The organism is Citrobacter sp. U14242 (assembly GCF_046555775.1).
Taxonomy (GTDB): Bacteria; Pseudomonadota; Gammaproteobacteria; order Enterobacterales; family Enterobacteriaceae; genus Citrobacter.
Map to the genome: position 1 here is coordinate 69,022 of NZ_JBKGLW010000001.1, position 21,999 is coordinate 91,020.

Genomic DNA, 21,999 nt, shown 5'->3' on the forward strand with positions numbered 1-21,999 from the left:
CAGCGAGTTCGGTATATGTCTTCGTTTTATGATAATATGGCCGAATAATCTTTAGCCGAAGAAATACAATGCTGCAAAATATTCGAATTGTGCTGGTGGAAACGTCTCACACTGGCAACATGGGCTCTGTTGCCCGCGCAATGAAAACGATGGGTTTAACCAATCTGTGGCTGGTCAATCCATTGGTAAAACCGGACTCCCAGGCCATCGCCCTGGCGGCCGGTGCCAGTGATGTGATTGGCAGTGCGCAAATCGTCGATACCCTCGATGAAGCGCTGGCGGGTTGTAGCCTGGTTGTCGGAACCAGCGCGCGTTCCCGTACCCTGCCGTGGCCGATGCTGGATCCGCGTGAGTGTGGTTTAAAAAGCGTAGCCGAAGCGGCGAATACCCCGGTAGCGCTGGTCTTTGGCCGTGAGCGCGTGGGGCTGACTAACGAAGAACTGCAAAAGTGCCATTATCACGTCGCTATTGCCGCGAACCCGGAATACAGTTCGCTCAATCTGGCGATGGCGGTACAAGTCATCTCTTATGAAGTGCGCATGGCCTGGCTGGCCACGCAGGAAAGCGGTAAGACCACAGAATACGAAGAAACTGAGTATCCACTGGTCGATGATTTAGAGCGTTTTTACGGTCATCTGGAACAGACACTGCTGTCGACCGGGTTTATCCGTGAAGGCCATCCGGGGCAGGTGATGAACAAGCTGCGTCGTCTGTTCACGCGTGCACGTCCGGAGAGCCAGGAACTGAATATCCTGCGCGGGATTTTAGCGTCGATTGAACAACAGAATAAAGGGAAGTAGCTTGTCTTTACGCCGGATACGCGAAGCGCCATCCGGCAAACGAATACCGCACGGAACGCAAAATACCTGACTAAATTAGTCAAGTAAATAGTTGACTGATTTAGTCGGGAATGTCAGACTTGCCCCTGCTATGCAATACCCCCATTTTACAATAAAAAACCCCGGGCAGGGGCGAGTTTGAGGCTAAGTAAGACATGAGACTGACATCAAAAGGGCGTTATGCCGTGACCGCAATGTTGGACGTTGCGCTCAACTCCGAAACGGGCCCGGTACCGTTGGCTGATATTTCTGAACGTCAGGGAATTTCCCTTTCATACCTGGAGCAGCTGTTTTCCCGTTTGCGTAAAAACGGTCTGGTTTCCAGCGTACGTGGACCAGGCGGTGGATATCTGCTGGGTAAAGATGCAGGCAGCATCGCAGTAGGTGAAGTGATTAGCGCTGTTGACGAGTCTGTAGATGCGACCCGTTGCCAGGGCAAAGGCGGTTGTCAGGGCGGCGATAAGTGCCTGACCCACGCGCTGTGGCGTGATTTGAGCGACCGCCTGACCGGTTTCCTCAACAATATTACGTTGGGCGAACTGGTCAATAATCAGGAAGTCCTCGATGTGTCTGGTCGCCAGCACACGCATGACGCTCCACGCAGCAATCGTTCACAAGACGCGATCGACGTTAAGTTGCGCGCATAATAAAAAGTATTCAGAATCAGGCCGGGGTGTTGGACACCCCGTTAACTCGGTCGTACATCCAGCCGGTTGCCTGGTTCCTTGCATTGAAGCGATGTACGGAGTTTATAGAGCAATGAAATTACCGATCTATCTCGACTACTCCGCAACCACGCCGGTGGACCCGCGTGTTGCCGAGAAAATGATGCAGTGTCTGACCCTGGACGGAAACTTTGGTAACCCAGCGTCCCGTTCACACCGTTTTGGCTGGCATGCTGAAGAGGCGGTAGATATCGCCCGTAATCAGATTGCCGATCTGGTAGGTGCCGATCCGCGTGAAATCGTCTTTACTTCCGGTGCGACCGAATCCGACAACCTGGCGATTAAAGGTGCGGCCAACTTTTATCAGAAAAAAGGCAAGCACATCATCACCAGCAAAACGGAGCACAAAGCCGTGCTGGACACCTGTCGTCAGCTGGAGCGTGAAGGGTTTGAAGTGACCTACCTCGCCCCGCAGCGCAACGGTATTATTGACCTGAAAGAACTCGAAGCGGCGATGCGTGATGACACCATCCTCGTTTCTATCATGCACGTGAACAATGAAATCGGCGTGGTGCAGGATATCGCGGCTATCGGCGAAATGTGCCGTGCGCGTGGCATCATCTACCATGTTGATGCGACCCAGAGCGTGGGCAAACTGCCTATCGATCTGAGCCAACTGAAAGTTGACCTGATGTCCTTCTCCGGTCACAAAATTTACGGTCCGAAAGGTATCGGCGCGCTGTATGTTCGTCGTAAACCGCGTATTCGCATCGAAGCACAGATGCACGGCGGTGGTCACGAGCGCGGTATGCGTTCCGGTACGCTGCCTGTCCACCAGATTGTCGGTATGGGTGAAGCTTATCGTATCGCGAAAGAAGAGATGGAAACCGAGATGGCGCGTCTGCGCGGTCTGCGTAACCGTCTGTGGAACGGCGTAAAAGATATGGAAGAGGTGTACCTGAACGGTGACCTCGAGCATGGTGCACCGAACATTCTCAACGTCAGCTTCAACTTTGTTGAAGGCGAATCGCTGATTATGGCGCTGAAAGATCTGGCTGTTTCTTCCGGTTCTGCATGTACTTCTGCAAGCCTGGAACCCTCCTATGTGCTGCGTGCGCTGGGGATGACTGACGAGCTGGCACACAGCTCAATTCGTTTCTCTTTAGGTCGTTTCACTACCGAAGAAGAGATTGACTACACCATCAATCTGGTTCGTAACTCCATCGGCCGTCTGCGTGACCTTTCTCCGCTGTGGGAAATGTTCAAGCAGGGCGTGGATCTGAACAGCATTGAATGGTCACATCACTAATCGGTACCGATAAGGAGAATTCATCATGGCTTACAGCGAAAAAGTAATCGATCATTACGAGAATCCACGTAACGTGGGCTCTTTTGACAATAGCGACGAGAACGTGGGCAGCGGCATGGTGGGTGCACCGGCCTGTGGCGACGTGATGAAGTTGCAGATCAAAGTCAACAATGAGGGTATCATTGAAGACGCGCGTTTCAAGACTTACGGCTGCGGTTCCGCTATTGCCTCCAGCTCTCTGGTTACCGAGTGGGTAAAAGGGAAATCTCTGGACGAAGCACAGGCGATTAAAAACACCGATATCGCAGACGAACTTGAACTGCCACCAGTGAAAATTCACTGTTCTATTCTGGCTGAAGACGCGATTAAAGCCGCGATTGCGGATTACAAAAGCAAACGTGAAGCAAAATAATTAAGAGTTGAGGTTTTATTATGTCGATTACCTTAAGCGACAGTGCAGCAGCGCGTGTAAATACCTTCCTGGCAAACCGCGGTAAAGGGTTTGGTCTGCGTCTGGGCGTGAGAACCTCCGGCTGCTCAGGTATGGCCTATGTACTGGAATTTGTTGACGAGCCGGCGGCTGAAGATACCGTGTTTGAAGACAAAGGCGTTAAAGTTGTGGTCGACGGCAAGAGCCTGCAATTCCTCGACGGTACGCAGTTAGACTTCGTCAAAGAAGGTCTGAACGAAGGGTTTAAGTTCACCAACCCTAACGTGAAAGACGAGTGTGGGTGCGGCGAAAGCTTCCACGTGTAACGTGCGTCACCCGAAAACCCCACCGTGGCTTTGCTACGTGTGGGGTTTGTTCTAATAGCTACCCCTGAGAATGTTATGGACTACTTCACCCTCTTTGGCTTACCGGCCCGTTATCAGCTCGATACTCAGGCGCTGAGCCTTCGTTTTCAGGATCTACAACGTCAGTATCATCCTGATAAATTCGCCAGCGGTTCTCAGGCGGAACAACTTGCTGCCGTTTCGCAATCCGCCACGATCAACCAGGCCTGGCAAACGCTGCGTCATCCCTTGATGCGCGCCGAATACTTACTGTCTTTACACGGCTTTGATATCCGAAGCGAGCAGCACACGGTGCGCGATACCGCGTTCCTGATGGAGCAACTGGAACTTCGCGAAGAGCTGGACGAGATTGAACAGGCTAAAGACAGTCAACGTCTGGATGCGTTTATGCAGCGCGTCAGCGAGATGTACAACGTTCGTCATCAACTGATGGTTGAACAGCTGGACAGCGAGACGTGGGACGCGGCGGCAGATACCGTGCGTAAGCTGCGTTTTCTCGATAAACTACGAAGCAGTGCAGAACAACTCGAAGAAAAACTGCTCGATTTTTAATTTCCGGAAGCGAAAATGGCCTTATTACAAATTAGTGAGCCTGGTCTGAGCGCCGCGCCGCACCAGCGTCGTCTGGCGGTCGGTATCGATTTAGGCACCACCAACTCCCTGGTTGCGACCGTACGCAGCGGCCAGGCCGAAACGCTGGCTGACCACGAAGGTCGCCACCTGTTGCCGTCAGTGGTTCACTATCAGCAGCAGGGCTACTCTGTCGGTTACGATGCCCGCGCCAATGCCGCGTTGGACACCGCTAACACTGTCAGTTCGGTAAAACGCATGATGGGCCGCTCGCTGGCGGATATCCAGGCGCGTTACCCACATCTGCCGTATACATTTCAGGCAAGCGAAAACGGTCTGCCGATGATTGAAACCGCTGCCGGTTTGCTTAATCCGGTGCGCGTATCCGCTGACATTCTGAAAGCGCTGGCCGCGCGGGCAACCGAAGCGCTGTCCGGCGAACTGGACGGCGTGGTGATTACCGTTCCGGCCTATTTTGACGACGCACAGCGTCAGGGTACTAAAGACGCCGCGCGTCTGGCGGGTCTGCACGTACTGCGTCTGCTGAACGAACCCACTGCTGCTGCAATCGCCTATGGCCTGGATTCCGGTCAGGAAGGTGTCATTGCCGTTTATGACCTTGGCGGCGGTACATTTGATATTTCTATTCTGCGCCTGAGCCGTGGCGTGTTTGAAGTGCTGGCGACCGGCGGGGATTCCGCGCTCGGCGGTGATGATTTTGACCATCTGCTGGCCGACTACATCCGTGAGCAGGCAGGAGTAGCCGATCGTAGCGACAACCGCGTACAGCGTGAACTGTTGGATGCCGCGATTGCCGCCAAAATTGCGCTGAGCGACGCCGAGTCTGTCACAGTTAACGTGGCGGGATGGCAGGGTGAAATCTCCCGTGAAACGTTTAATGAACTGATCTCCGCACTGGTTAAGCGTACGCTGCTGGCCTGTCGTCGCGCGTTGAAAGATGCGGGCGTTGAGGCGCAGGATGTGCTGGAAGTGGTGATGGTCGGTGGTTCAACGCGTGTGCCGCTGGTGCGTGAACGCGTCGGCGAATTCTTTGGCCGTACGCCGCTGACTTCAATCGACCCGGACAAAGTGGTCGCCATCGGCGCGGCAATCCAGGCCGATATTCTGGTCGGCAATAAACCGGACAGTGAAATGCTGCTGCTGGACGTTATCCCGCTGTCCCTGGGGCTTGAAACCATGGGGGGCCTGGTGGAAAAAGTGATCCCGCGTAATACCACTATTCCGGTGGCGCGTGCGCAGGATTTCACCACCTTTAAAGATGGTCAAACCGCGATGTCCATCCACGTGATGCAGGGCGAGCGTGAGCTGGTGCAGGACTGCCGTTCGCTGGCGCGTTTTGCGCTGCGTGGTATTCCGGCGCTGCCAGCAGGCGGTGCGCATATCCGCGTCACCTTCCAGGTCGATGCGGACGGACTGCTAAGCGTGACCGCCATGGAGAAATCCACCGGCGTGGAATCCTCAATTCAGGTCAAGCCGTCCTACGGTCTGACCGACAGTGAAATCGCCTCTATGATTCAGGATTCGATGAGTTTTGCCGAGCAGGATGTCAAAGCGCGTATGCTGGCAGAACAAAAAGTCGAAGCAGCACGTGTACTGGAAAGCCTGTCCGGTGCGCTCGCTGCTGATGCCGCGCTGTTAAGCGCCGCAGAACGTCAGACTATCGACGCCGCCGCCGCGCATTTGAGCGAGGTTGCACAGGGCGACGATGTTGACGCAATCGAACAAGCCATTAAAAACGTAGACAAACAAACCCAGGATTTCGCTGCTCGCCGCATGGATAAATCTGTCCGTAGCGCGCTGAAAGGCCATTCTGTGGACGAGGTTTAATATGCCAAAGATTGTTATTTTGCCTCATCAGGATCTCTGTCCCGATGGTGCCGTTCTGGAAGCTGAGACTGGCGAAACGATACTCGACGTTGCCCTGCGTAACGGTATCGAGATTGAACACGCCTGTGAAAAATCCTGTGCCTGCACGACCTGTCACTGCATCGTACGTGAAGGTTTTGATTCTTTGCCGGAAAGCACAGAAGAAGAAGACGACATGCTGGATAAAGCCTGGGGTCTGGAGCCGGAGAGCCGTTTGAGCTGTCAGGCACGGGTCACTGAGGATGATTTAGTGGTCGAAATCCCACGTTACACAATCAATCATGCGCGTGAGCATTAACAGAGGGTAGTATGGGACTGAAGTGGACCGATAGCCGCGAAATCGGCGAGGCGTTGTACGACGCGTTCCCCGATCTCGATCCCAAGACCGTTCGTTTCACCGATCTGCACCAATGGATCTGTGACCTGGAAGAGTTCGATGATGATCCACAGGCATCGAACGAAAAAATCCTTGAGGCCATTTTGCTGGTCTGGCTGGACGAAGCCGAATAAGTCAACGGGCTGCCCACGGGTGGCCCGTTTTCCTGTATGCGCGAAAATAAGGATAAATAAAATGACAGAAGCCATGAAAATTACGCTTTCCACGCAACCTGCCGATGCCCGCTGGGGTGAAAAGGCAACATACAGTATCAATAATGATGGCATTACCCTGCACCTGAACGGAAAAGATGACCTGGGCCTTATCCAGCGTGCCGCGCGTAAAATTGACGGCCTGGGGATTAAACACGTCCAACTGGACGGTGAAGGCTGGGATACCGAGCGCAGCTGGGCATTCTGGCAGGGTTATAAAGGGCCGAAAGGCAGCCGAAAAGTTGAGTGGGCTGCTCTGGACGAGGCGCAGCGTAAAGAGCTGGATAACCGTCTGAAAATTATCGACTGGGTGCGCGATACCATTAACGCCCCGGCGGAAGAACTGGGCCCGGAACAACTGGCGCAGCGTGCGGTTGATCTGCTGTGCTCTGTCGCGTGCGATAACGTCTCTTACCGCATCACAAAAGGTGAAGATCTGCGTGAGCAGAACTACATGGGACTGCATACCGTTGGACGCGGTTCCGAACGTCCGCCGGTGTTGCTGGCGCTGGACTACAACCCAACAGGCGATAAAGAAGCGCCGGTTTACGCCTGCCTGGTTGGCAAAGGGATCACCTTTGATTCCGGCGGTTACAGCATCAAGCAAAGTGCGTTTATGGACTCGATGAAGTCCGATATGGGCGGCGCAGCGACGGTGACGGGTGCACTGGCATTTGCTATTACTCGCGGTCTGAACAAGCGCGTGAAGCTGTACCTGTGCTGTGCGGATAACCTGATCAGCGGTAATGCCTTCAAACTCGGCGATATTATTCGCTATCGCAACGGCAAAAATGTTGAAGTGATGAACACCGACGCCGAAGGCCGTCTGGTGTTGGCGGATGGTCTGATTGACGCCAGTGCGCAGAAACCGGAGCTGATCATTGATGCCGCCACGCTGACAGGTGCCGCGAAAACGGCACTGGGTAATGATTATCACGCGCTGTTCAGCTTTGATGACCAACTGGCTGCTCGCCTGCTGGCAAGTGCCGCACAAGAAAACGAGTTGTTCTGGCGTCTGCCGCTGGCGGAATTCCATCGTAGCCAGCTGCCGTCTAACTTTGCTGAGCTGAACAACACCGGCAGTGCGGCTTACCCGGCTGGCGCAAGTACTGCAGCAGGCTTCCTGTCACACTTTGTGGAAAATTATCAGCAAGGCTGGCTGCACATCGATTGCTCTGCAACGTATCGCAAAGCGCCGGTTGAGCAGTGGTCTGCGGGCGCAACTGGTCTGGGTGTGCGCACGATTGCCAACCTGCTGACCGCGTAATTTATGACTGTATGGCCGGATGGCATTTCGCGCATTCGGCCTACACGTACTTATCCAATTTGTGGTTCTTATGTCTGAAACAAAAAACGAATTAGAAACGTTGCTGGAACAAGCGGCGACTGAGCCTGCGCATCGCCCGGCATTTTTCCGTACGCTGCTGGAATCCACCGTCTGGGTTCCGGGAACAGCCGCAGAAGGCGAGGCGGTGGTTGAAGATAGCGCGCTGGATCTGCAGCACTGGGAAAAAGAAGACGGCACCACCGTGATCCCGTTTTTCACCTCTCTTGAAGCCTTGCAGCAGGCCGTTGAAGACGAACAGGCATTTGTTGTGATGCCGGTACGCACGCTGTTTGAAATGACGCTGGGCGCAACGCTGTTTCTCAACGCCAAACTGCCCACCGGCAAAGAGTTTATGCCACGCGAAATCAGTCTGCTGATGGGGGAAGAAGGCAATCCGCTGAGTACCCAGGAAGTGCTGGAAGGCGGCGAGTCGCTTATCCTCTCTGAGGTTGCGGAACCGCCGGCGCAGATGATTGACTCACTGACCACGCTGTTTAAAACCATTAAACCCGTTAAACGGGCATTTATTTGCTCGATTAAAGAGAGTCCTGATGCTCAGCCGAACCTGCTGATTGGCATTGAAGCCGATGGTGATATTGAAGAGATTATTCATGCCACGGGCAGTGTAGCAACGGATACCTTACCGGGTGATGAACCGATTGATATCTGCCAGGTGAAGAAAGGTGAGAAGGGCGTCAGCCACTTTATTACCGAGCACATCGCGCCGTTCTACGAGCGCCGCTGGGGCGGTTTCCTGCGCGATTTTAAACAGAATCGGATTATCTGATTAAAGGAAAGCCGCCCCGAAGGGCGGCTACCTGGCTTACCTGCCCTGGGTGCTGAGCGTCACGCGTACAGAATTACCTGAGTAACTCCGGTCCCCGTGAAGACACAACGCGCCAGAAACAACAAGCACGATACAGAAATATCGTATCTTCATTGCGCGGTCCATGCGAAGACCGCATCACGACAGCACCACTGGCGATAATGCCGCGATAGCAAGCACTACGGTGTGCCTGCGCTTACGGCCATGGAATGTCCTTTCCCGAAACCAGTGCCCGCTTGCGAGGCGGCGAAAAGGGCCGGGAAAGATAATACCCTAAACATTGAATAGTTTCTAAGCTAATCAACTTGACATAACCCGCCCGAAAAGTGATTATTAATTCGCTACGGTGTGCCTGCGTTGCTATGGCAACACAGCCTGCTGGAAAGGCCGCGAACTGGACTGGCACAAAAAAACCGCTCATTTGAGCGGTTTTTTTGTGGGCAAAAGATGAGCGTAAATCAGATTTTATTGAGTCTCAGCCGGTTCTACCGGTAAATCGTTGCGCGCTCCCCATTCGCTCCACGCACCGTCATACAACGCGACGTTGGGGACACCCAGCGTGGTAAGCGCCAGCACCACCACGGCAGCTGTGACGCCGGAGCCGCAGCTGGCGATAATGGGTCTGTCAAAACTCACGCCGTGGCTGAAGAAAATCGCATCCAGTTCGTCGGTAGTTTTCAATTCTCCATCACGTACCAGTTCAGTCCATGGCACGTTCAGTGCGCCTGGAACATGACCACGTTTCAGGCCTGGACGCGGCTCGTCAACTTCAGCGTTAAAACGCGCAGCCGGTCGCGCATCGACAATCTGCGCGGTTTTTTCATGGCTGGCCAGCAGGACATCGGTCACTCGCACTACGGCCTCTGGCGTAAATGCGGCGTCAAACTCGCCTTCTGGCAGATCAACGCTCCCTTCCTGCAACGGTAACGCATCACGCTGCCAACTCGCAAAACCGCCTGCCAAAATGGAGACATTTTCCACGCCAAACGTGCGCAGCATCCACCAGGCTCGCGGGGCAGAAAACAGATTGCCGTCATCGTAGATGACCAGGTGTTTATCCTGATGTACACCCAACTCGCGCATGGCTACAGCGAAAGCCTCCGGGCGCGGCATCATATGTGGAAAGGGGGAGGTGTGGTCAGAGAGGGCTTCAATATCAAAAAAGACAGCGCCAGGAATATGGCCTGCACGATATTCCTCGCCAACATCACGATCTTCCTGGCCTGGGGGTGCCATCCGGGCATCAAGAATTTGTATTTCCGGGTCGTCAATATGTTCGACAAGCCAGTCGGCAGCGACAAAGAAGGCGGTAGTCATAGGCATCTCCATTATTACCAGGTTTCGGCAAATTGTCGGCTGTTTACTGTAAAGCGACAAGTAAAAGAGGCTGATTTGTCAGGTGGACCCACATTAATCACGAAAATTCAGATACAACATCCTATTACTGACTTCCACCACCTGAAATCTGACGCATAATAGTTGTTCTACGTAGCTAACGGGCCACTGCGGCCAGGGATGAAAAATGAAATATATTCGCGTAGTGGCCTGTATGCTGATGTTGGCGCTGGCGGGGTGCGATAATAATAACGATAAGCCGTCAACAGCGGCGAAAAATGATGCGCCAGCCCCGCAGAGCGCACCGGTAAAAGATCCGGCGCAATTACAAAAGCTGATGCAGCAAAGCCAGGGTAAACCGTTGACGCTGTTGGATGCCTCAGAAGTTCAGCTTGATGGTGCAGCAACTCTGGTGCTGACTTTCTCTATTCCTCTCAATCCCGAACAAGATTTTTCTCGCGTGCTGCACGTTGTCGATAAAAAAAGCGGCAAAGTAGACGGAGCCTGGGAACTGGCGCCAAACCTGAAAGAGCTACGTTTACGTCATCTGGAGCCCAATCGTGAGCTGGTGGTAACCATTGAGCGCGATTTGCTGGCGTTGAATAAAGCGACGTTTGGCATTGAGTATGAAAAAAATATTACCACGCGCGATGTTCAGCCGAGTGTAGGGTTTGCCAGTCGTGGCTCGCTACTGCCGGGCAAAGTGATCGAAGGGTTACCGGTGATGGCGCTGAACGTTAATAGCGTAGATGTGAACTTCTTTCGCGTGAAACCTGAATCGCTTGGTGCCTTTGTCAGCCAGTGGGAATACCGTAACGCATTGTCCAACTGGGAATCCGATAACCTGCTGAAAATGGCGGAACTGGTGTATACCGGACGCTTTGATCTCAATCCAACGCGTAATACCCGGGAGAAACTGTTGCTGCCGTTGAGCGATATCAAACCGCTGCAGCAGGCGGGCGTGTACGTGGCGGTGATGAATCAGGCCGGGCAGTACAACTACAGCAATGCCGCGACGTTGTTTACGCTTAGCGATATCGGTGTCTCTGTCCACCGTTACCACAACCAACTGGATGTTTTCACACAAAGCCTGGAAAACGGTGCTGCGCAACAGGGGATTGATATCACCTTACTCAATGAGAAAGGGCAGACATTGGCGCAAGCCACCAGTGATGCGCAGGGGCATGTAAAGCTTGAAACTGATAAAGATGCGGCTTTATTGCTGGCGCGAAAAGATGGGCAAACCACATTGTTGGATTTGAAGCTCCCGGCGCTGGATCTGGCCGAGTTTGATATCGCGGGGGCGCCGGGCTACAGCAAGCAGTTCTTTATGTTTGGTCCACGCGATCTCTATCGCCCTGGTGAAACGGTGATCCTCAACGGACTCCTGCGCGACAGCGACGGCAAAACGTTGCCCGATCAGCCGGTTAAGCTGGAGGTCGTGAAACCCGACGGACAGGTATTACGCACGGTGATCAGCCAGCCCGAAAACGGTTTGTATCGCTTTAGCTGGCCGCTGGACAGCAGTGCGCCAACCGGCATGTGGCATATTCGGGCTAATACTGGTGATAACCAGTCGCGGATGTGGGACTTCCACGTCGAAGACTTTATGCCGGAGCGAATGGCGCTCAATCTCGCTGCGGAAAAAACGCCCGTGGCGCCGGCGGATGATGTGACGTTTTCAGTTGTGGGCTACTACCTGTACGGCGCACCTGCCAACGGTAACGCCCTGCAAGGACAGCTTTTCCTGCGGCCACTGCGTGAAGCGGTGCAGGCGCTACCGGGATTCCAGTTCGGTAATATTGCTGAAGAAAACCTGTCCCGTAGCCTCGATGAAGTTCAGCTTACGTTAGATGAACAAGGTCGCGGCGAGGTCATCGCCAGTAGCCAGTGGCAAGAAACGCATTCGCCGCTGCAGGTCATTTTGCAGGCCAGCCTGCTGGAGTCGGGGGGCCGTCCAGTGACCCGTCGGGCAGACCAAGCCATCTGGCCTGCGGATACGCTGCCGGGTATTCGTCCGCAGTTTGCGGCAAAAGCCGTCTATGACTACCGCACCGATACCACCGTGAATCAGCCCATCGTGGATGAAGGCAGCAACGCCGCCTTCGATATCGTGTATGCCGATGCGCAAGGCGAGAAAAAAGCGGTAACCGGTTTGCAGGTGCGTTTGATCCGTGAACGTCGGGATTATTACTGGAACTGGTCTGAGGGCGAAGGCTGGCAGTCTCAGTTCGATCAAAAGGATCTGGTCGAAGGCGAGCAGACGCTGGATCTTAAGGCCGATGAAACCGGTAAAGTGAGTTTCCCGGTAGAGTGGGGTGCATACCGCCTCGAGGTTAAAGCGCCAAACGATACGGTGAGCAGTGTACGCTTCTGGGCCGGATACAGCTGGCAGGATAACAGCGACGGTAGCGGGGCTGTGCGCCCGGATCGCGTGACGTTGAAACTGGACAAACCCAATTATCGTCCCGGCGATACCATGAAGCTGCACATTGCCGCGCCGGCAGCGGGTAAAGGCTATGCGATGGTGGAATCGAGTAATGGTCCGCTGTGGTGGCAAGAAATCGAGGTGCCTGCGGATGGTCTTGAGCTCTCTATTCCGGTCGATAAAAGCTGGAACCGCCACGATTTGTATCTCAGTGCGCTGGTGATCCGCCCTGGCGACAAATCCCGTTCAGCAACGCCTAAACGTGCGGTTGGGCTGCTGCATTTGCCGTTGGGTGATGAGAACCGTCGTCTGGCGCTGGCCCTGGAAAACCCGGCGAAAATGCGCCCCAATCAGCCGCTGATCGTCAAGGTGAAAGCCAGTGTTAAAAATGGCGAGATACCAAAGCAGGTTTATGTACTGGTCTCTGCCGTTGATAGCGGGGTGTTGAATATCACGGATTACGCCACGCCAGATCCGTGGCAGGCATTTTTCGGGCAGAAACGCTATGGCGCGGATATTTATGATATTTATGGCCAGGTTATTGAAGGGCAAGGGCGTCTGGCGGCGCTGCGTTTCGGGGGCGATGGCGATGCGTTAAAACGCGGCGGAAAACCACCGGTTAATCACGTCAATATCGTGGCGCAACAGGCGTTGCCGGTCATGCTAAACGAACAGGGCGAAGGGACGGTGACGTTACCGATTGGTGATTTCAATGGTGAGTTGCGGGTAATGGCGCAGGCCTGGACAGCGGATGATTTTGGCAGCAGCGAAAGTAAAGTGATTGTTGCCGCCCCGGTGATTGCTGAATTGAATATGCCGCGCTTTATGGCCGGAGGTGATATCTCGCGCCTGACGTTGGACGTCACCAACCTGACAGACAAACCGCAAACGTTGGATATTCAGCTTACCGCCAACGGATTAATGGAGTTGATGGGGCAAAATCCTGCTCCGGTGAATCTGGCACCGGGCGTGCGTACCACACTATTTATTCCGGTGCGGGCGCTGGAGGGATTCGGCGATGGCGAAATTCAGGCGCAGATTAGCGGCCTGACGCTGCCCGGCGAAACGCTACCTGTTCAGCATAAACAGTGGAAGATTGGCGTGCGCCCGGCGTTCCCGGCGCAAACTGTCAATAACGGTGTTGCCCTCCAGCCGGGTGAAATCTGGCAATTGCCAGGTGAAGAGTTGGTTAATTTCTCGCCGGTGACAGTGCAGGGACAACTGCTGTTCAGCGGCAAACCGCCGCTGAATCTGGCGCGCTACATCCGCGAATTGAAAGCCTATCCTTACGGTTGTCTGGAACAAACAGCCAGCGGACTGTTCCCGTCGTTATATACCAACGCCGCGCAGTTGAAGGCGTTGGGCATTGCGGGCGATAGTGATGAGAAACGTCGCGCGGCGGTCGAGATCGGTATTTCCCGGTTGCTGCAGATGCAGCGTGATAACGGTGGGTTTGCATTGTGGGATAAAAACGGGCCGGAAGAGTACTGGCTGAGCGCCTATGTCATGGATTTCCTCGTCCGGGCAAATGAGCAGGGCTACAGCGTTCCGGCTGAAGTGATTAACCAGGGCAATGCGCGGTTGCTGCGCTATTTGCAGGATCCGGGCATGATGTCGATTCGCTACACTGATGATACCGCAGCCAGCCGGTTTGCCGTGCAGGCCTATGCCGCGTTGGTGTTGGCCCGTCAGCAGAAAGCCCCGCTTGGTGCACTGCGCGAGATCTGGGAGCGTCGTGCTCAGGCCGCCTCCGGTCTACCGCTGCTGCAATTGGGGGTTGCACTGAAAAACATGGGCGATGCGAATCGCAGTGAACAGGCTTTGACGCTGGCATTGAATACACCACGCCGCGATGCGCAGCAGTGGATGGCGGATTACGGCAGTCAGCTGCGCGATAATGCGCTGATGCTGGCGTTACTGGAAGAGAATAAGCTCAAACCTGACGTGCAGAATACGCTGCTGAACACGCTATCAGAGCAGGCCTTTGGCCAGCGCTGGCTCTCCACTCAGGAAAATAATGCGCTGTTCCTTGCTGCGCGCACATTGCAGGATTTGCCTGGCACGTGGCAGGCGCAGACGTCACTTGCCGAACAGCCTCTGACAGGTGAGAAATCGCAAACCCGTAATCTGGCTGCCGATCAGCTGTCTACTCTGAGCGTCACCAATACCGGTAATCTGCCGCTGTGGTTGCGTCTGGATGTAAGTGGTTACCCGCAAACTTCGCCGCAGCCTGCCAGTAATGTCCTGCATATTGAACGTCAGATGCTGGGCACCGATGGGCAGAGTAAATCGCTCTCGTCTTTGCGCAGCGGTGAGCTGGTGCTGGTTTGGCTGACGGTGAAAGCCAGCCAGAATGTACCGGATGCGCTGGTGGTCGATCTCCTGCCTGCCGGACTGGAGCTGGAAAACCAGAATCTGGCTAACGGCAGCGCCAGCCTGCAGGATAGCGGCAGTGAAGTGGCGAATCTGCTCAATCAAATGCAGCAGGCTGATATTCAGCACGTGGAGTTCCGCGACGATCGCTTTGTCGCGGCGGTCGCGGTCAACGAAGGGCAGCCGGTCACGCTGGTGTATCTGGCGCGGGCGGTCACGCCGGGGACATATCAGATTCCTGTGCCGCAGGTGGAATCGATGTATGTTCCGCAGTGGCGCGCGACTGGCACGGCTGAGGGCCCGCTGATTGTCAGACCGTAAATGATGCTTCGATGGGCTAAACGCGGCGGCTGGCTGGCCGCCGTTATGCTATTACTTGTGGTGGCGGTTTGGTCGGCAGATAAAATCTGGCCGCTGCCGCTGCATGAAGTCGATCCTGCGCGCGTCGTGGTGGCGTACGATGGTACGCCGCTATGGCGTTTTGCCGATGCGGACGGTATCTGGCGTTATCCGGTCACTATTGATGAGGTTTCTCCCCGGTACCTCGATGCATTAATCAATTACGAAGATCGCTGGTTCTGGAAACATCCCGGTGTTAATCCGTTTTCGGTGCTGCGTGCGGCGTGGCAGGACCTTTCTTCTGGACGCGTCGTCTCAGGAGGCAGTACGCTTACCATGCAGGTGGCAAGATTACTTGATCCTCATCCTCGCACCTTTGGCGGTAAGTTACGCCAGCTCTGGCGCGCATTCCAACTTGAGTGGCACCTTTCCAAGCGCGATATCCTGACGCTGTACCTCAACCGCGCACCTTTCGGCGGCACGCTTCAGGGCGTTGGCGCAGCAAGCTGGGCATATCTTGGTAAATCCCCCGCCCAACTCAGTTATTCTGAGGCGGCATTACTGGCCGTACTGCCACAGGCGCCGAGCCGCTTGCGCCCGGATCGCTGGCCGGAACGCGCCGAAGCCGCGCGCAATAAAGTGCTTGAGCGTATGGCGACGCAAGGGATTTGGCCCACAAAACAGGTACAGGAGTCACGCGAAGAGCCCGTCTGGTTGGCTCCCAGGCAGATGCCGCAGTTAGCACCCTTATTCTCGCGCATGATGCTGGGAAAAAGTCGCAGTGACAAAATAGTGACCACGCTGGATGCCGGGCTGCAACGCCAGCTGGAAGAGCTGGCACAAAACTGGAAGGGGCGGCTTCCTGCGCGCACTTCGCTGGCGATGATTGTAGTCGATCACACCGATATGAGCGTGCGTGGCTGGGTCGGCTCGGTGGATATGAATGACGACACTCGTTTTGGTCATGTGGATATGGTGAACGCGATTCGTTCTCCGGGATCGGTGCTGAAGCCGTTTATCTATGGCCTGGCGCTGGATGACGGATTGATTCACCCGGCTTCGTTGCTGCAGGACGTGCCGCGTCGTACCGGGGATTATCGTCCAGGGAATTTTGATAGTGGCTTTCATGGCCCGGTGAGCATGAGTGAAGCGCTGGTGCGTTCGTTAAATTTACCCGCAGTTCAGGTGCTTGACGCTTATGGTTCGAAGCGTTTTGCCGCAAAATTGCGCAATGTGGGTTTGCCGCTGTACTTACCCGCAGGCGCTGCGCCGAATCTGTCGTTGATCCTGGGCGGCGCGGGGGCGAGACTTGAAGATATGGCGGCGGCATACAGTGCGTTTGCCCGTCATGGTAAGGCGGGAAAACTGCGTTTGCAGCCGACAGATCCACTCCTGGATCGACCGTTGATGTCAGCAGGTGCGGCATGGATTATTCGGCGGATTATGGCTGACGAAGCGCAGCCCCTGCCGGATAACGCGCTGAGCAGAGTGGTTCCGCTGGCATGGAAAACGGGCACCAGTTATGGCTATCGTGACGCATGGGCAATCGGCGTTAATTCACGTCATGTGATAGGTATCTGGACCGGTCGACCCGACGGTACGCCGGTGGTCGGGCAGTTTGGTTTTGCCAGCGCGGTGCCTTTGCTGAATCAGGTCAACAACCTGCTGCTGGCGCGTGGGACACATCAGCCAGAAGATCCTCGTCCAGAGTCGGTCAGCCGGGGCGTGGTCTGCTGGCCGGGCGGGCAATTTTTGCCAGACGGGGACGGCAACTGTCGTCGCCGCTTAGCCACCTGGCTACTGGACGGTAGCCAGCCGCCGACGCTGTTATTACCCGAGCAGGAAGGGGTTAACGGTATTCGTTTTCCCGTCTGGTTAGATGAGACAGGAAATCGCGTTGCGCCAGATTGCGCGCAGGCGCGCGAACATATGTTAATCGTCTGGCCCTTGCCGCTGGAGCCCTGGCTGCCGCAATCTGAGCGCCGAGCCGCACGGCTACCGCCGGTTTCCGCTACCTGCCCGCCGCTGGGGCAGGACGCTTTCTTACCGCTCCAGTTGACAGGCATTCGTGATGGCGCGATTGTGAAACGCTTACCCGGTTCTCCGGAGGTCTCAGTACCGGTGCAAACCAGCGGTGGGACAGGTGAGCGCTGGTGGTTTCTTAACGGTGAACGGCTGGATGAGCGTGGGCGTCGTCTTACCCTGCGACTCACAGTAAAAGGGGATTACCAACTCCTGGTGATGGATGACGCGGGACAGGTGGCGGCGGTGAGATTTTCTTTGCAATAGACCAGGTTGAGATGCTTTGTTGCTAAAAATCATCTTATTTTAAAGAAATGTTACCTTCGTCAATAGTCAACGGCCAGGATGCTCTTTATAATCCGCGCCAGGTAAACCATAACAGAACATCTTTTTTCAGAGGTAATCATGGCTATTGAACGTACTTTTTCCATCATCAAACCAAACGCGGTGGCAAAAAACGTTATTGGGAGCATCTTTGCGCGCTTCGAAGCAGCAGGGTTCAAAATTGTCGGTACTAAAATGCTGCACCTGACCGTTGAGCAGGCGCGTGGTTTCTATGCTGAGCACGACGGCAAACCGTTCTTTGATGGCCTGGTTGAATTCATGACTTCCGGTCCGATTGTTGTTTCTGTACTGGAAAGCGAAAACGCCGTTCAGCGTCATCGCGATCTGCTGGGCGCAACGAATCCGGCAAATGCGCTGGCTGGTACGCTGCGTGCCGACTACGCTGACAGCTTCACCGAAAATGGTACTCACGGTTCCGATTCCGTTGAATCTGCAGCCCGTGAAATCGCCTATTTCTTTGGTGAAGGCGAAGTGTGCGCTCGTACTCGTTAATTTAACGGGGTCGTTTACATATTATTTTCGCTAATGCTTCGTGCAAACGTGGCATCCCTGCGCCAGACTTTGTACAATGCAACGCCCCGGAAGAGCAGACCGCTTACCGGGGCGTTTCTTTTTAACCCTCCACGGGCCATAACGTGTAACAACGAGGCCGGAAAAAATTATGTCTGAATTAGTTAACACCTCTGAAGTCGTCATTGCTGCGGTTCCAAATAAAAATGGAAAAATTAACCTGCTGGATCTGAACCGTCAGCAGATGCGCGAATTCTTCAAAGAGATGGGCGAAAAACCGTTTCGTGCCGATCAGGTCATGAAATGGATGTACCACTATTGCAGCGATAATTTTGATGACATGACTGACATCAATAAGGTGCTGCGCAACAAATTGAAAGAAGTGGCTGAAATTCGCGCCCCGGAAGTGGTGGAAGAGCAGCGTTCTTCTGATGGCACCATCAAGTGGGCCATCGCGGTTGGCGATCAGCGTGTTGAAACGGTTTATATCCCGGAAGACGATCGCGCGACCCTGTGTGTTTCTTCACAGGTTGGTTGTGCATTAGAGTGTAAATTCTGCTCTACGGCGCAGCAGGGCTTTAACCGTAACCTGCGTGTGTCGGAAATCATTGGTCAGGTCTGGCGTGCGGCGAAAATCGTCGGCGCGGTGAAAGCCACAGGCGTACGTCCAATCACCAACGTGGTGATGATGGGGATGGGGGAGCCACTGCTTAACCTGACTAACGTCGTTCCGGCGATGGAAATTATGCTTGATGACTTCGGTTTCGGGTTGTCCAAGCGTCGCGTTACGCTGTCCACCTCAGGCGTTGTACCTGCGCTGGATAAGTTGGGCGATATGATTGATGTCGCACTGGCGATTTCTCTGCATGCGCCAAATGATGAGATTCGTGACGAAATTGTACCTATCAACAAAAAGTACAATATCGAAACGTTCCTCGGGGCCGTGCGCCGCTATCTGGAGAAATCCAATGCGAACCAGGGCCGCGTGACTATCGAGTATGTGATGTTGGATCACATCAACGATGGCACTGAGCATGCTCATCAGCTTGCAGAACTGCTGAAAGACACGCCGTGTAAGATCAACCTGATTCCGTGGAACCCGTTCCCGGGCGCGCCGTATGGCCGTAGCTCTAACAGTCGTATCGATCGTTTCTCTAAAGTGTTGATGAGCTATGGTTTCACGACCATCGTGCGTAAAACACGTGGCGATGACATCGATGCAGCCTGTGGTCAGCTGGCGGGAGACGTTATCGACCGTACCAAGCGCACTCTGCGCAAGCGTATGCAGGGCGATGCTATCGATATCAAAACCGTTTGATACCGAATGCACTACGGTATAAATAATGTACCGTAGTGCAATGTAAGTTACATAAGGTCCTTTGTTGTAGTCTTCTGAACAATAATAACGGTGCGTTTTAGTCGACTTTAAGGCAGTATGTAGCGGTGCAACAAGAGTTTAGACCCTCAGGTTTACGCTGTTTTGTCATTGATAGTCTGACCGTTTTATACTGTCTGACGAAGGTTAACTGACCAGATGTTTCGCGGTGTGGGTGAGCATTGTGGCTCGCCGGCGCCAGAACCCAAATTTACGCAGCTGTAGCGAATGAATACTGAAGCCACGCACGACAAAAATGAAGCACTATCCACCGGCGTTCGTCTGCGCAATGCCCGTGAACAACTCGGATTCAGCCAACAGGTGGTCGCGGAACGACTCTGCCTGAAGGTCTCCACGGTACGCGATATTGAAGAAGATAAGGCACCCGCCGATCTCGCTTCAACATTCCTGCGCGGGTATATCCGTTCTTATGCGCGTCTGGTGCATATTCCTGAAGAAGAACTGTTGCCAGGGCTGGAAAAACAGGCTCCGATTCGCCCTGCCAAAGTTGCGCCGATGCAGAGTTTTTCGCTCGGTAAGCGCCGCAAGAAGCGTGACGGCTGGCTAATGACCTTTACCTGGCTGGTACTGTTTGTCGTTGTCGGACTGACGGGCGCCTGGTGGTGGCAAAACCATAAAGCGCAGCAGGAAGAAATCACCACGATGGCCGATCAATCTTCCGCTGAACTGAATGCCGGTAAAGATAACGCACAGAGTGTACCGCTGGATACCAGCGCTGCCGCAAGCCAGGACAATACACCGGCTCCGGGTGATGGCGCAGTGGCTGATGCTGCTCAAACGCCGGATACTGCAGCGACCCCGGCTCCTGGCGCAGATCAAAACGCCGTTGTCGCTCCGTCTCAGGCCAATGTTGATACTGCAGCGACCACACCCACTGCACCGGCGACAGCGGCATCACTGCCGACTGACCAGGCCGGTATAACAACGCCGGCTGCCGATCCTAACGCGCTGGTGATGAATTTCACCGCTGACTGCTGGCTGGAAGTGACCGACGCAACCGGTAAAAAACTGTTTAGCGGCATGCAGCGTAAAGATGGCAATTTGAATCTGGCCGGTCAGGCTCCGTACAAACTGAAAATTGGTGCGCCGGCGGCAGTGCAGATTCAGTTCCAGGGTAAACCTGTTGACCTGAGTCGTTTTATCAGAACTAACCAGGTTGCGCGTCTGACCGTTAATGCCGAACAATCATCGGCTCAGTAACAGACGGCAATGCGGGAGATTTTTTAATGCATAATCAGGCTCCAATTCAACGTAGAAAATCGACACGCATTTACGTTGGGAACGTGCCGATCGGCGATGGGGCTCCCATCGCCGTACAGTCTATGACCAATACGCGTACCACGGATGTGGAAGCGACGGTTAATCAGATCAAAGCGCTGGAACGTGTTGGCGCAGATATTGTTCGTGTCTCTGTACCGACAATGGATGCTGCAGAAGCGTTCAAGCTTATCAAACAGCAGGTTAATGTCCCGCTGGTTGCCGATATTCACTTTGATTACCGTATTGCGCTGAAAGTGGCGGAATACGGTGTCGATTGTCTGCGTATCAACCCAGGTAACATCGGTAACGAAGAGCGTATTCGCATGGTGGTGGACTGCGCTCGTGACAAAAATATTCCTATCCGCATCGGCGTCAACGCCGGATCGCTGGAAAAAGATCTGCAGGAAAAATACGGTGAACCAACACCGCAGGCGCTGCTGGAATCCGCGATGCGCCATGTGGATCATCTCGATCGTCTGAACTTCGATCAGTTCAAAGTTAGCGTGAAAGCGTCTGATGTTTTCCTCGCCGTAGAATCTTATCGTCTGCTGGCAAAACAGATTGATCAACCGCTGCACCTGGGGATCACCGAAGCCGGTGGCGCACGTAGTGGTGCGGTAAAATCTGCGATCGGTCTGGGACTGCTGCTGTCAGAAGGCATCGGTGATACGCTGCGTGTTTCTCTGGCGGCGGATCCGGTCGAAGAGATCAAAGTGGGCTTTGATATTCTGAAATCACTGCGCATTCGCGCGCGTGGCATTAACTTTATCGCTTGTCCAACCTGCTCACGCCAGGAGTTCGACGTTATCGGCACGGTTAACGCGCTGGAGCAACGCCTGGAAGATATCATTACGCCAATGGACGTTTCGATCATCGGTTGCGTGGTAAACGGTCCTGGCGAAGCACTGGTTTCCACGCTGGGCGTGACGGGCGGCAACAAGAAAAGCGGCCTGTATGAAGACGGCGTGCGTAAAGACAGACTCGACAACGATGACATGATCACGCAGCTCGAAGCCCGTATTCGCGCCAAAGCGAGTATTCTCGACGAAGCGCGACGCATTGACGTGCAGCAGCTTGAAAAATAATAACGTGATGGGAAGCGGCGTGCTTCCCGTGTATGATTGAACCCGCATGGCGCCCGTATTATTCGGGTTAGCGCTGAGGGTTCATTTTTATATCCATAAA

Annotated in this window: 19 protein-coding genes; 17 read left to right on the forward strand and 2 right to left on the reverse strand. The window is 54.4% G+C overall.

All coding sequences use genetic code 11. From position 1 onward, the window contains the following. Window positions 1-68 precede the first annotated feature (68 nt). From trmJ to sseB, 11 genes are all read left to right on the forward strand, one after another. The gene (gene trmJ, locus ACLJXE_RS00320) at window positions 69-800 is read left to right on the forward strand and encodes a tRNA (cytosine(32)/uridine(32)-2'-O)-methyltransferase TrmJ (protein ID WP_286628892.1); all 732 of its coding nucleotides are present in this window, start codon (window positions 69-71) and stop codon (window positions 798-800) included. A 194-nt stretch (window positions 801-994) separates the two neighbouring features. Continuing rightward, on the forward strand, window positions 995-1,486 hold the full coding sequence (gene iscR / locus ACLJXE_RS00325; RefSeq protein WP_286628894.1) for a Fe-S cluster assembly transcriptional regulator IscR: 492 nt from the start codon (window positions 995-997) through the stop codon (window positions 1,484-1,486). Between the two features lie 112 nt (window positions 1,487-1,598). Then, window positions 1,599-2,813 carry a cysteine desulfurase gene (gene iscS / locus ACLJXE_RS00330; protein WP_135324753.1) on the forward strand — a complete coding sequence of 405 codons (1,215 nt, stop codon included), beginning with the start codon at window positions 1,599-1,601 and terminating at the stop codon, window positions 2,811-2,813. Window positions 2,814-2,838: 25 nt separating this feature from the next. Further along, window positions 2,839-3,225, forward strand: a complete 387-nt coding sequence (gene iscU / locus ACLJXE_RS00335; protein WP_002913991.1) for a Fe-S cluster assembly scaffold IscU — start codon at window positions 2,839-2,841, stop codon at window positions 3,223-3,225. A gap of 20 nt (window positions 3,226-3,245) precedes the next feature. Beyond that, on the forward strand, window positions 3,246-3,569 hold the full coding sequence (gene iscA / locus ACLJXE_RS00340; protein WP_003037681.1) for an iron-sulfur cluster assembly protein IscA: 324 nt from the start codon (window positions 3,246-3,248) through the stop codon (window positions 3,567-3,569). Window positions 3,570-3,644: 75 nt separating this feature from the next. After that, window positions 3,645-4,160 carry a co-chaperone HscB gene (gene hscB, locus ACLJXE_RS00345; RefSeq protein WP_003838436.1) on the forward strand — a complete coding sequence of 172 codons (516 nt, stop codon included), beginning with the start codon at window positions 3,645-3,647 and terminating at the stop codon, window positions 4,158-4,160. A 15-nt stretch (window positions 4,161-4,175) separates the two neighbouring features. Continuing rightward, entirely contained in the window at window positions 4,176-6,026 is a 1,851-nt protein-coding gene (gene hscA / locus ACLJXE_RS00350) for a Fe-S protein assembly chaperone HscA (protein WP_410749793.1), read from the forward strand. A 1-nt stretch (window position 6,027) separates the two neighbouring features. After that, entirely contained in the window at window positions 6,028-6,363 is a 336-nt protein-coding gene (gene fdx, locus ACLJXE_RS00355; protein WP_003037690.1) for an ISC system 2Fe-2S type ferredoxin, read from the forward strand. A gap of 11 nt (window positions 6,364-6,374) precedes the next feature. Then, window positions 6,375-6,575 carry a Fe-S cluster assembly protein IscX gene (iscX, locus tag ACLJXE_RS00360; protein ID WP_003037694.1) on the forward strand — a complete coding sequence of 67 codons (201 nt, stop codon included), beginning with the start codon at window positions 6,375-6,377 and terminating at the stop codon, window positions 6,573-6,575. Between the two features lie 61 nt (window positions 6,576-6,636). Continuing rightward, entirely contained in the window at window positions 6,637-7,920 is a 1,284-nt protein-coding gene (pepB, locus tag ACLJXE_RS00365) for an aminopeptidase PepB (protein ID WP_410749794.1), read from the forward strand. Window positions 7,921-7,990: 70 nt separating this feature from the next. Beyond that, the gene (gene sseB / locus ACLJXE_RS00370) at window positions 7,991-8,767 is read left to right on the forward strand and encodes an enhanced serine sensitivity protein SseB (protein ID WP_410749795.1); all 777 of its coding nucleotides are present in this window, start codon (window positions 7,991-7,993) and stop codon (window positions 8,765-8,767) included. A gap of 36 nt (window positions 8,768-8,803) precedes the next feature. Here sseB and timP read toward each other — a convergent pair whose 3' ends face one another. Next, window positions 8,804-8,932, reverse strand: coding sequence for a small toxic inner membrane protein TimP (gene timP / locus ACLJXE_RS00375; protein ID WP_410749796.1), 129 nt, complete (start codon window positions 8,930-8,932; stop codon window positions 8,804-8,806). A gap of 339 nt (window positions 8,933-9,271) precedes the next feature. Continuing rightward, a complete protein-coding gene (gene sseA / locus ACLJXE_RS00380; protein WP_410749797.1) occupies window positions 9,272-10,123 on the reverse strand; it encodes a 3-mercaptopyruvate sulfurtransferase in 852 nt (283 codons plus the stop codon). A gap of 205 nt (window positions 10,124-10,328) precedes the next feature. On the opposite strand from sseA, the gene ACLJXE_RS00385 reads away from it, so the two are divergent. The 6 genes from ACLJXE_RS00385 (at window position 10,329) to ispG (ending at window position 21,899) form a co-directional block, all read left to right on the forward strand. After that, a complete protein-coding gene (locus tag ACLJXE_RS00385; RefSeq protein WP_410749798.1) occupies window positions 10,329-15,263 on the forward strand; it encodes an alpha-2-macroglobulin family protein in 4,935 nt (1,644 codons plus the stop codon). Next, entirely contained in the window at window positions 15,264-17,570 is a 2,307-nt protein-coding gene (gene pbpC, locus ACLJXE_RS00390; RefSeq protein WP_410749799.1) for a peptidoglycan glycosyltransferase PbpC, read from the forward strand. A gap of 138 nt (window positions 17,571-17,708) precedes the next feature. Further along, on the forward strand, window positions 17,709-18,140 hold the full coding sequence (ndk, locus tag ACLJXE_RS00395) for a nucleoside-diphosphate kinase (RefSeq protein WP_213133616.1): 432 nt from the start codon (window positions 17,709-17,711) through the stop codon (window positions 18,138-18,140). A 169-nt stretch (window positions 18,141-18,309) separates the two neighbouring features. Further along, a complete protein-coding gene (locus ACLJXE_RS00400; protein WP_137384795.1) occupies window positions 18,310-19,476 on the forward strand; it encodes a bifunctional tRNA (adenosine(37)-C2)-methyltransferase TrmG/ribosomal RNA large subunit methyltransferase RlmN in 1,167 nt (388 codons plus the stop codon). 285 nt (window positions 19,477-19,761) lie between these two features. Then, a complete protein-coding gene (rodZ, locus tag ACLJXE_RS00405; protein WP_410749800.1) occupies window positions 19,762-20,754 on the forward strand; it encodes a cytoskeleton protein RodZ in 993 nt (330 codons plus the stop codon). Window positions 20,755-20,780: 26 nt separating this feature from the next. Next, window positions 20,781-21,899, forward strand: a complete 1,119-nt coding sequence (ispG, locus tag ACLJXE_RS00410) for a flavodoxin-dependent (E)-4-hydroxy-3-methylbut-2-enyl-diphosphate synthase (protein WP_016154000.1) — start codon at window positions 20,781-20,783, stop codon at window positions 21,897-21,899. Window positions 21,900-21,999: the final 100 nt, after the last annotated feature.

What these genes read in the sequence shown, in the direction of transcription:
- hscB (WP_003838436.1), top strand. Translation starts at nt 3,645, where the DNA reads ATGGACTACTTCACCCTCTTTGGCTTACCGGCCCGTTATCAGCTCGAT.
- ndk (WP_213133616.1), top strand. Translation starts at nt 17,709, where the DNA reads ATGGCTATTGAACGTACTTTTTCCATCATCAAACCAAACGCGGTGGCA.
- sseB (WP_410749795.1), top strand. Translation starts at nt 7,991, where the DNA reads ATGTCTGAAACAAAAAACGAATTAGAAACGTTGCTGGAACAAGCGGCG.
- ACLJXE_RS00400 (WP_137384795.1), top strand. Translation starts at nt 18,310, where the DNA reads ATGTCTGAATTAGTTAACACCTCTGAAGTCGTCATTGCTGCGGTTCCA.
- iscS (WP_135324753.1), top strand. Translation starts at nt 1,599, where the DNA reads ATGAAATTACCGATCTATCTCGACTACTCCGCAACCACGCCGGTGGAC.
- fdx (WP_003037690.1), top strand. Translation starts at nt 6,028, where the DNA reads ATGCCAAAGATTGTTATTTTGCCTCATCAGGATCTCTGTCCCGATGGT.
- rodZ (WP_410749800.1), top strand. Translation starts at nt 19,762, where the DNA reads ATGAATACTGAAGCCACGCACGACAAAAATGAAGCACTATCCACCGGC.
- sseA (WP_410749797.1), bottom strand. Translation starts at nt 10,123, where the DNA reads ATGACTACCGCCTTCTTTGTCGCTGCCGACTGGCTTGTCGAACATATT.
- iscR (WP_286628894.1), top strand. Translation starts at nt 995, where the DNA reads ATGAGACTGACATCAAAAGGGCGTTATGCCGTGACCGCAATGTTGGAC.
- pepB (WP_410749794.1), top strand. Translation starts at nt 6,637, where the DNA reads ATGACAGAAGCCATGAAAATTACGCTTTCCACGCAACCTGCCGATGCC.
- iscX (WP_003037694.1), top strand. Translation starts at nt 6,375, where the DNA reads ATGGGACTGAAGTGGACCGATAGCCGCGAAATCGGCGAGGCGTTGTAC.
- pbpC (WP_410749799.1), top strand. Translation starts at nt 15,264, where the DNA reads ATGATGCTTCGATGGGCTAAACGCGGCGGCTGGCTGGCCGCCGTTATG.
- ACLJXE_RS00385 (WP_410749798.1), top strand. Translation starts at nt 10,329, where the DNA reads ATGAAATATATTCGCGTAGTGGCCTGTATGCTGATGTTGGCGCTGGCG.
- iscA (WP_003037681.1), top strand. Translation starts at nt 3,246, where the DNA reads ATGTCGATTACCTTAAGCGACAGTGCAGCAGCGCGTGTAAATACCTTC.
- hscA (WP_410749793.1), top strand. Translation starts at nt 4,176, where the DNA reads ATGGCCTTATTACAAATTAGTGAGCCTGGTCTGAGCGCCGCGCCGCAC.
- timP (WP_410749796.1), bottom strand. Translation starts at nt 8,932, where the DNA reads ATGGACCGCGCAATGAAGATACGATATTTCTGTATCGTGCTTGTTGTT.
- trmJ (WP_286628892.1), top strand. Translation starts at nt 69, where the DNA reads ATGCTGCAAAATATTCGAATTGTGCTGGTGGAAACGTCTCACACTGGC.
- iscU (WP_002913991.1), top strand. Translation starts at nt 2,839, where the DNA reads ATGGCTTACAGCGAAAAAGTAATCGATCATTACGAGAATCCACGTAAC.
- ispG (WP_016154000.1), top strand. Translation starts at nt 20,781, where the DNA reads ATGCATAATCAGGCTCCAATTCAACGTAGAAAATCGACACGCATTTAC.